This is a genomic window from Cellulomonas rhizosphaerae (assembly GCF_003470205.1).
Lineage (GTDB): Bacteria > Actinomycetota > Actinomycetes > Actinomycetales > Cellulomonadaceae > Cellulomonas > Cellulomonas rhizosphaerae.
The window spans coordinates 1-9,106 of record NZ_QWKP01000100.1 but is presented as its reverse complement, the minus strand read 5'-3'; the positions used below and the strand labels follow the sequence as shown (position 1 = coordinate 9,106).

Sequence of the window (9,106 nt, the reverse complement as noted above, 5' to 3'; positions counted from 1 at the left end):
GCCGCGAACCCGGACAAGGGCGAGCTGCTCGACCGCCTCGTCGCGCACGAGCTGCCCGAGGGCTGGGAGGCCACGCTGCCGGTGTTCCCCGCCGGCAAGGCCGTCGCCACGCGCGCCGCGTCGGGCGACGTGCTGTCCGCAATCGCCGACGAGCTGCCCGAGCTGTGGGGCGGCTCGGCCGACCTCGCGGGCTCGAACAACACGACGATGAAGGGCGCGACGTCCTTCATCCCGGCCAAGCGCTCGACGCACGAGTTCGCGGGCGACGAGCACGGCCGCACACTGCACTTCGGCATCCGCGAGCACGGCATGGGCGCGATCCTGTCGGGCATCGTGCTGCACGGGCTGACCCGCCCCTACGGCGGTACGTTCCTGCAGTTCGCCGACTACATGCGCGGCTCGGTCCGCCTCGCCTCGCTCATGGGCGCCCCCGCGATCTACGTGTGGACGCACGACTCCATCGGCCTCGGCGAGGACGGCCCCACGCACCAGCCGGTCGAGCACCTGACCGCGCTGCGCGCGATCCCGGGCCTGGCCGTGGTGCGCCCGGCCGACGCCAACGAGACCGCGCAGGCGTGGAAGGCGATCCTCGAGCACCGCTCGGGCCCCGTCGGCCTCATCCTGACGCGGCAGAACGTGCCGACGTATCCGCGCGGTGAGGAGGGCTTCGCGCCAGCCGAAGGCGTGGCCCGCGGCGCGTACGTGCTCCTCGAGGCGAGCTCGGGCACGCCCGACGTGATCCTCATCGGCACGGGCTCCGAGGTGCAGCTGGCCGTCCAGGCCCGCGAGACCCTCGAAGCCGCCGGCGTCGCCACGCGCGTGGTCTCGGCGCCGTCGCTCGAGTGGTTCGCCGACCAGGACGAGACGTACCGCGAGTCGGTGCTCCCGTCGACCGTCAAGGCGCGCGTCTCGGTCGAGGCCGGCATCGCGCTCTCGTGGCACAAGATCGTCGGCGACGCCGGTCGCACGGTCTCGCTCGAGCACTTCGGCGCCTCGGCCGACTACGAGACGCTCTACCGCGAGTTCGGCATCACCGCCGAGGCAGTCGTGGCCGCCGCGCACGACTCGATCGCCGCCGCCCGCGGCGACGAGGCCCCCTCGTCGGCCGGCGCCACGCCGACCGCGACCGGGACGGGCGACCAGCAGGGCTGACTCACGCCGCGACAGCCCCGCCGGTCAGGGCGGGGCTGTCGCGACCTTCTCCCAGAACGCACGTTCAGCAGGAACGAAGGGAAAGCACCATGGCACCGAGCAGCACCCCCCTGGAGCGCCTCGCCGAGGCGGGAGTCGCCGTCTGGCTGGACGACCTGTCGCGCGAGCGGCTGCGCACGGGGAACCTCGCGGAGCTCGTCGAGCGCGGCGTGGTCGGCGTGACCACGAACCCGACGATCTTCGCCACCGCGATCAGCGCGGGTGACGCGTACGACGAGCAGCTCCGCGAGCTCGCCGGGACGAGCGTCGAGGACGCCGTCTTCCGCATCACCACCGACGACGTGCGCGAGGCGGCCGACGTGCTGCGCCCCGTGTACGACCGGACCGACACGCAGGACGGCCGCGTCTCGATCGAGGTCGACCCCCGCCTCGCCGACGACCCGGACGCCACGATCGAGTCCGCCAAGAAGCTGTGGGCGACGATCGACCGCCCCAACGTCTTCATCAAGATCCCCGCGACACTCAAGGCGTTGCCGGCCATCACCGCGGTGCTCGCCGAGGGCATCAGCGTCAACGTCACGTTGATCTTCTCGATCGAGCGCTACGGCGCCGTGCTCGACGCGTTCCAGGCCGGCCTCGAGCAGGCCGCCGCGAACGGCCACGACCTGGCGCCCATCGCGTCGGTCGCGTCGTTCTTCGTCTCGCGCGTCGACACGGCGATCGACCCGAAGCTGGACGAGATCGGCACGCCCCAGGCCGCCGCCCTGCGCGGCACCGCCGCGATCGCCAACGCGCGCCTCGCGTACGGGCTGTTCCTCGAGGTGACCGCAGCCGACCGCTGGAAGGCGCTCGCCGCGGCCGGTGCCCACCCGCAGCGACCCCTGTGGGCGTCCACCGGGGTCAAGGACAAGGCGTACCCCGACACGCTGTACGTGGACGAGCTCGTCGTCAAGGACACCGTCAACACGATGCCGGAGGCGACGCTCGAGGCCGTCGCTGACCACGGCGGCGACGCCAGCGACACGGTCACGGGCACGCAGGCGGAGGCCGAGAGCGTCATCGCGAGGCTGCGTGACCTCGGCATCGACATCGACGAGGTCACCCGCAAGCTGGAGGAGGAAGGCGTGAAGAAGTTCACCGACAGCTGGGAGCAGCTCCTGGCCAAGGTCGACGAAGGTCTGAGCGGCGCTGCCGACCAGGTCGCCGCGGACGCCCGGTGAGCCCCGCCAAGGTCTCCGAGGGCCACAACCCGCTCCGCGACCCTCGTGACCGCCGCCTGCCCCGGATCGCGGGGCCTTGCGGCCTGGTGATCTTCGGGGTGACCGGCGACCTCGCACGCAAGAAGCTCATGCCGGCCGTCTACGACCTGACGAACCGCGGGCTACTGCCGCCCGGGTTCGCGCTGACGGGCTTCGCCCGCCGCGACTGGGCGGACCAGGACTTCGCGCAGATCGTGCACGACTCGGTCAAGGAGCACGCGCGCACCCCGTTCCGCGAGGCCACGTGGCGCCAGCTGTCCGAGGGCATCCGGTTCGTCCAGGGCACGTTCGACGACGACGACGCGTTCGACCGCCTGCGCAGCACGGTCGAGGAGCTCGACGTGAACCGCGGCACGGGCGGCAACCATGCGTTCTACCTGTCGATCCCCCCGGGCGCGTTCCCCGTGGTCTGCAAGCAGCTGGCCCGCTCGGGTCTCTCGCAGCCGGCCGAGGGCACCTGGCGCCGTGTGGTCATCGAGAAGCCGTTCGGCCACGACCTGGCCAGCGCGCGAGAGCTGCAGGGCATCGTCTCGAGCGTGTTCAACCCGGACGACATCTTCCGGATCGACCACTACCTGGGCAAGGAGACGGTGCAGAACCTGCTGGCGCTGCGCTTCGCGAACCAGCTGTTCGAGCCCATCTGGAACTCCAACTACGTCGACCACGTGCAGATCACCATGGCCGAGGACATCGGCATCGGCGGCCGCGCGGGGTACTACGACGGCATCGGCGCGGCGCGCGACGTCATCCAGAACCACCTCATGCAGCTCCTCGCCCTCACCGCCATGGAGGAGCCCGTCTCCTTCGACGCGGACGGGCTGCGGGCGGAGAAGGTCAAGGTCCTCTCGGCCGTCCGCCTCCCCCGCGACATCGGCCGGCACACCGCACGCGGTCAGTACGCGGCGGGCTGGCAGGGCGGGGAGAAGGTCGTCGGCTACCTCGAGGAGGAGGGCTTCAACCCCGCCTCCACGACCGAGACGTTCGCCGCGATCCGCGTCGACATCGACACCCGGCGCTGGGCTGGCGTGCCGTTCTACCTGCGCACGGGCAAGCGGCTCGGTCGACGCGTCACCGAGATCGCCGTGGTCTTCAAGAAGGCGCCGCACCTGCCCTTCGAGACGACCGCCACCGAGGAGCTCGGCAAGAACGCGCTGGTCATCCGCGTGCAGCCCGACGAGGGCGTGACCCTGCGGTTCGGCGCGAAGGTCCCGGGCACCGCGATGGAGGTGCGCGACGTGACGATGGACTTCGGCTACGGCCACGCGTTCACCGAGTCCTCCCCCGAGGCGTACGAGCGCCTGATCCTCGACGTCCTCCTGGGCGATCCGCCGCTGTTCCCCCAGAGCGAGGAGGTCGAGCTGTCCTGGAAGGTCCTCGACCCGATCACCCAGTACTGGGCGACCAAGGGCAAGCCCGACCAGTACCGCTCGGGCACCTGGGGCCCGAATTCGGCCGACGACATGATGGCGCGCGACGGGCGCACCTGGAGGCGACCGTGATCATCGACCTGCCCGACACCACGACCCGGGCGATCAACAGCCGCCTGCTCAAGGAGCGCGACGAGGGCGGCGCGATCGCGCTCGGCCGTGTCCTGACGCTGATCATCGACACCGCGGGGCACGACCCCGAGGAGTCGATCGACGCCGCCAACGACGCGAGCCGCGAGCACCCGTGCCGCGTCATCGTGATCGCCAAGGACACCAAGGACCGGTCGTCGACGCTCGACGCGCAGATCCGTCTCGGCGGCGACGCGGGCGCGAGCGAGGTCATCGTCCTGCGCCCGTCGGGAGCGCTCGACCGGCACCTCGACACGCTCGTGATGCCGCTCATGCTCCCCGACGCCCCGATCGTCACGTGGTGGCCGTACGAGTTCCCCGACAACCCGTCGGAGCACCCGCTCGGTCACATGGCGCAGCGGCGCATCACCGACACCTCCCAGCTGGCGCGGCCCACGGCCGGGCTGCAGAAGCTGCGCGAGGCGTACGTCGAGGGCGATACCGACCTCGCGTGGTCGCGCGCCACGCTCTGGCGCGGCCTCATTGCCGCGACGCTCGACCAGCCGCCGTACGAGCCGGTCCGCAAGGCTGTCGTCGTGGGCGAGAGCCGGCACTCGTCGGTCGACCTCATGGCCGCGTGGCTCGCGTACTCGCTCAAGTGCCCGGTCGAGATCCAGCGGTTCGCCGACGCGCCCGCCATCACGCAGGTGCGGCTCGAGCGCTCGTCGGGCGACATCGTGCTCGACCGGCCCGACGGGAAGACCGCCGCGCTGCGCCAGCCCGACCAGCCCGAGCACCGCATCGCGCTGCCGATCCGTCAGCTGCGCGAGTGCCTGGCCGAGGAGCTGCGCCGCCTGGACGCCGACGAGGTGTACGGCGAGGTGCTGCTCAAGGGCCTGGCCAAGGTGGGCGAGTGAGCGTGCGCGACGTCGTCGTCCACCCGGACGCGACGCTGCTCGCCGAGGCCACGGCGGCTCGCCTCCTGACGCACCTGGTCGACGTGCAGTCGCACCGCTCCCCCGTGCACGTCGTGCTCACGGGCGGGACGGTGGGCATCAAGACGCTCGCCGCCGTGGCCGCGAACCCGGTGCGGGACGCGGTCGACTGGTCGGGCGTGCACCTGTGGTGGGGCGACGAGCGCTTCCTCGCCGACGGCGACGCCGACCGCAACGAGACCCAGGCCCGCGAGGCCCTCCTCGACGCGCTGGGTGACGCCCTGCCGCCCGAGAACGTGCACGCCGTGCCCGCGCTCGACGATGACGTCACGACGCCCGCGGAGGCCGCCGACGAGTACGCGGTGGCGCTCGCCGCCGCGACCGGCAACACCGGGCCCGCACCGGCGTTCGACGTCCTCCTGCTCGGGATGGGACCCGACGGCCACGTCGCGTCCCTGTTCCCCGGCCACGAGGCGCTGTTGGTGTCGGGACGGTCCACCGTCGGGGTGCACGGCTCCCCCAAGCCGCCGCCCCTGCGCGTCTCCCTGACGTTCGACGCCATCCGTGGCGCGCGCGAGGTGTGGGTCGTCGCGGCCGGAGCGGAGAAGGCCGAGGCGGTCGCCGCGGCCCTCGGCGGAGCCTCCGAGTCTGAGATCCCCGCCGCCGGCGCCCTCGGCATCGAGAGGACCCTCTGGCTCGTCGACGTGGCGGCCGCCGGCCCAGCCTCATGACGGATCAGCCGCTCTTCGACGCGGTCGACGAGTACTTCGGGGTGCTCGTGCCCGAGGACGTCGCGCTCGTCGAGACCAGGGCCGCGGCCGTCGCGGCCGGGCTGCCGGACATCGCCGTCGCGCCGAACCAGGGCAAGCTCCTGCACCTGCTCGCGCAGACCGTCGGCGCACGGCGGATCCTCGAGATCGGCACGCTCGGCGGCTACAGCACGCTGTGGCTCGCGCGCGCCCTGCCCGCCGACGGTGTGCTGCTGACGCTCGAGATCGACTCCCTGCACGCCCGCGTGGCCGCCGACTCGCTCGAGCAGGCCGGCGTGGGCGACCTGGTCGAGGTGCTCGTCGGCCCCGCGGTCGGCACGCTGGACCGCCTGATCGCCGAGGGCACGGAGCCCTTCGACCTGATCTTCGTCGACGCGGACAAGCAGAGCCTGGCGCGCTACACCGAGCAGGCGCTCGCGCTGTCCCGCCCGGGCACGCTCGTCGTCGTCGACAACGTGGTCCGGGCCGGCGGCGTCGTCGATGCTGCGCACCCCGACGACCGGGTGCAGGGCGTGCGACGCATGGTCGACCTGCTCACCGGCCACCCGCGGCTCGACGCGACCGTCGTGCAGACCGTGGGGAGCAAGGGGCACGACGGCTTCGCGCTGCTGCGCGTGCTGGGCTAGCGGCCTCGGCGCGCCCGCAGGTTGGAGAGCGCCTCGTCGAGGATCGCGGCGCCGTCCTCCTCGGAGCGACGCTCCTTCACGTACGCGAGGTGCGTCTTGTACGGCTCGTTGCGCGACGGCGACGGCGGGTTCTCCTGGTCCTGCCCGGCGGGGTAACCGCAGCGGGGGCAGTCCCAGGTCACGGGCGCCTCGTCAGCGATCTCCTCGGAGAAGCTGGGGCGCGTCTCGTGCCCGTTGGCGCACCAGTAGGAGATCCAGATGCGCGGGGCGGCGTCGCCCCGCTCGGCCTCTCCCATGGGGCCTGCGCCGACGCGCGACCCCCGGATCGCACTCCCGCTCGCCATGCCCGGTGCCTCAGACCGTGGTCTCGATGAGGCCGAGCAGGACGATGATCGCGGCCCACAGCACCGCGGTGCCGATGGTGATGCGGTTGAGGTTGCGCTCCGCGACGCCCGAGCTGCCGGCGGAGCTGGTGATGCCACCGCCGAACATGTCCGAGAGGCCGCCGCCCTTGCCCTTGTGCAGCAGGACGAGCGGGATGAGCAGCAGGCTGGTCAGCACCAGGAGCACCTGCAGCGAGATCTTCAAGGCGGTCACGGCGGTGTCAGTTCCTCACTGGTGCGGGAGCCGCGGGTCTTCGACGACCCGCGTACTGGTGGAGCGGGGTCCAGGGTAGGCGACGACGGGGCGAATAGGCCACATCGTCCGCGACCGGCGGGTCCGGCGCCGCCCTTTCGGGTGACGCCGGACCGTCCGGGCGTGATGCCGAGAGGTCAGAGACCCACGGCGTGCGACTGGTACCGCGCGATCTTGGCGAACTCCTCGGGGTCGAGGCTCGCGCCGCCGACGAGAGCGCCGTCGACGTCGGGCTTGGCCATGATCGACGCGACGTTCGACGACTTCACCGAGCCGCCGTAGAGCACGCGTACCGCGTCGGCCGTGGCCTGGTCGTACAGTTCGGCCAGGCGCCCACGGATGGCCTCGGCCATCTCCTGGGCGTCCTCGGGCGTCGCCGTCTCGCCGGTACCGATGGCCCAGACGGGCTCGTAGGCGACGACGACCGTCTTGGCCTGCTCGGCCGTGATGCCGTCGAGCGCACCCTCGAGCTGCAGCAGCGTGTGCTGCACGTGGGCGGCAGCGCGACGCGTGTCGACGTCCTCGCCGACGCACAGGATCGGCAGCACGCCCTCGCCGAGGGCGGACTTGATCTTGGCGTTGACCAGCGCGTCGCTCTCGTTGTGGTGCTCGCGGCGCTCCGAGTGGCCGATGGCCACGTAGGTGACGCCGAGCTTGGCGAGGAACACGGGCGAGATCTCGCCCGTGTAGGCACCCGAGGAGTGGGCCGACACGTCCTGCGCGCCGTAGACGATCTCGAGCTTGTCGGCGTCGACGAGCGTCTGCACGCTGCGCAGGTCGGTGAACGGCGGCAGCACGGCGACCTCGACGGCCGAGAAGTCGTGCTTCGCGTCCTTGAGGGTCCAGGCCAGCTTCTGCAGCGTCTGGATCGCCTGCTGGTGGTCCAGGTTCATCTTCCAGTTGCCCGCCATCAGGGGGGTACGGGTGCTCATGCTCAGTCCTCCAGAACTGCGATGCCGGGCAGGGTCTTGCCCTCGAGGAACTCCAGGCTGGCGCCGCCGCCGGTGGAGATGTGGCCGAACTTGGCCTCGTCGAAACCGAGGATGCGCACGGCCGCGGCCGAGTCACCGCCGCCGACGATCGTGAAGCCGCCGTTCGCGCCCGCGTCGATGAGCGCCTGCGCGACGGCCTTCGTGCCGCCAGCGAACGCCTCGAACTCGAACACGCCGGCCGGGCCATTCCAGACGACCGTCTTGGCGTCCGTGATCTTGCTGGCGAACAGCGCCTCGGACTCGGGACCGATGTCGAGGCCGATCTTGCCGTCAGGAATGGCGTCCGCGGCCACGACGCTCGACGGCGAGTCCGCCGCGAACGCGTCCGCCACGCGGATGTCGACCGGAAGGACGATCTCGACGCCGGCCTCCTCGGCCTGCGCGAGGTAGCCCTTGACGGTGTCGATCTGGTCCGCCTCGAGCAGCGAGTTGCCGACCGAGTAGCCCTTGGCCGCGAGGAACGTGAACAGCATCCCGCCGCCGATGACCAGGCGGTCCGCCTTGGTCAGCAGGTTCGCGATGACGCCGAGCTTGTCGGAGACCTTCGAGCCGCCGAGCACCACGACGTAGGGGCGCGCCGGGTCCTGCGTCGCCTTCTTGAGCGACTCGACCTCGTTGAGCACGAGCTTGCCGACCGCGTGCGGCAGCACGAGCGCGACGTCGTAGACCGACGCCTGCTTGCGGTGCACGACGCCGAAGCCGTCCGAGACGAAAACGTCCGCGAGCTGCGCCAGGTCGGCCGCGAGGGCGCCGCGCTCGGCGTCGTCCTTACTGGTCTCGCGCGGGTCGAACCGGATGTTCTCCAGCAGGGCGATCTGGCCGTCCTGCAGCGCCGCGACGGTCTCCTTGGCGGAGTCGCCGATCGTGTCCTTCGCGAGCGCGACGTCCTGGCCGAGCAGCTCGCCGAGGCGCGCGGCGACGGGCGCGAGCGAGTACTTGTCCTCGGGCGCACCCTTCGGGCGGCCGAGGTGGGCCGTGACGACGACGCGCGCACCGGCGCCGAGCAGCGCCTGCAGCGTCGGCAGGGCGGCGCGCACGCGGCCGTCGTCGGTGATCGTCGTGCCGTCGAGCGGCACGTTGAAGTCGGAGCGGACGAGCACGCGCTTGCCGCGCAGGTCGCCGAGGTCCTCGATGGTCTTCATGGTCTCCTACCTGGGTAAAAGGGGGCTCACACGACAGCGTCCGCGTGCGCCGAGGCCGGTGGCCGGGGCGCACGCGGACGCATATCCGTGCAGTTTCA

The 9,106-nt window shown here is 71.8% G+C and carries 10 protein-coding genes; 6 read left to right on the top strand and 4 right to left on the bottom strand.

What is annotated here, in order from left to right; genetic code table 11:
• From D1825_RS02180 to D1825_RS02155, 6 genes are all read left to right on the top strand, one after another.
• Nucleotides 1–1,152, top strand: a 1,152-nt coding sequence (locus tag D1825_RS02180; RefSeq protein ID WP_325051452.1) for a transketolase-like TK C-terminal-containing protein, incomplete at its 5' end; no start/stop codon positions are given.
• A gap of 89 nt (nt 1,153–1,241) precedes the next feature.
• The gene (gene tal / locus D1825_RS02175) at nt 1,242–2,372 is read left to right on the top strand and encodes a transaldolase (protein ID WP_118765855.1); all 1,131 of its coding nucleotides are present in this window, start codon (nt 1,242–1,244) and stop codon (nt 2,370–2,372) included.
• A complete protein-coding gene (gene zwf / locus D1825_RS02170) occupies nt 2,369–3,910 on the top strand; it encodes a glucose-6-phosphate dehydrogenase (RefSeq protein WP_118765854.1) in 1,542 nt (513 codons plus the stop codon). Before tal ends, zwf begins: the two co-directional genes overlap by 4 nt.
• The gene (locus D1825_RS02165) at nt 3,907–4,824 is read left to right on the top strand and encodes a glucose-6-phosphate dehydrogenase assembly protein OpcA (RefSeq protein WP_118765853.1); all 918 of its coding nucleotides are present in this window, start codon (nt 3,907–3,909) and stop codon (nt 4,822–4,824) included. Before zwf ends, D1825_RS02165 begins: the two co-directional genes overlap by 4 nt.
• A complete protein-coding gene (pgl, locus tag D1825_RS02160) occupies nt 4,821–5,573 on the top strand; it encodes a 6-phosphogluconolactonase (protein WP_118765852.1) in 753 nt (250 codons plus the stop codon). The genes D1825_RS02165 and pgl overlap by 4 nt, the downstream gene beginning before the upstream one ends.
• On the top strand, nt 5,570–6,238 hold the full coding sequence (locus D1825_RS02155; protein ID WP_118765851.1) for an O-methyltransferase: 669 nt from the start codon (nt 5,570–5,572) through the stop codon (nt 6,236–6,238). Before pgl ends, D1825_RS02155 begins: the two co-directional genes overlap by 4 nt.
• Here the strand turns inward: D1825_RS02155 and D1825_RS02150 are convergent.
• From D1825_RS02150 to D1825_RS02135, 4 genes are all read right to left on the bottom strand, one after another.
• The gene (locus D1825_RS02150) at nt 6,235–6,582 is read right to left on the bottom strand and encodes an RNA polymerase-binding protein RbpA (RefSeq protein WP_118765850.1); all 348 of its coding nucleotides are present in this window, start codon (nt 6,580–6,582) and stop codon (nt 6,235–6,237) included. The genes D1825_RS02155 and D1825_RS02150 overlap by 4 nt on opposite strands.
• A 10-nt stretch (nt 6,583–6,592) precedes the next feature.
• Nucleotides 6,593–6,835, bottom strand: a complete 243-nt coding sequence (gene secG, locus D1825_RS02145) for a preprotein translocase subunit SecG (RefSeq protein ID WP_118765849.1) — start codon at nt 6,833–6,835, stop codon at nt 6,593–6,595.
• 176 nt (nt 6,836–7,011) lie between these two features.
• The gene (gene tpiA / locus D1825_RS02140; RefSeq protein WP_118765848.1) at nt 7,012–7,806 is read right to left on the bottom strand and encodes a triose-phosphate isomerase; all 795 of its coding nucleotides are present in this window, start codon (nt 7,804–7,806) and stop codon (nt 7,012–7,014) included.
• Between the two features lie 2 nt (nt 7,807–7,808).
• Entirely contained in the window at nt 7,809–9,008 is a 1,200-nt protein-coding gene (locus tag D1825_RS02135; RefSeq protein ID WP_118765847.1) for a phosphoglycerate kinase, read from the bottom strand.
• Nucleotides 9,009–9,106 lie beyond the last annotated feature (98 nt).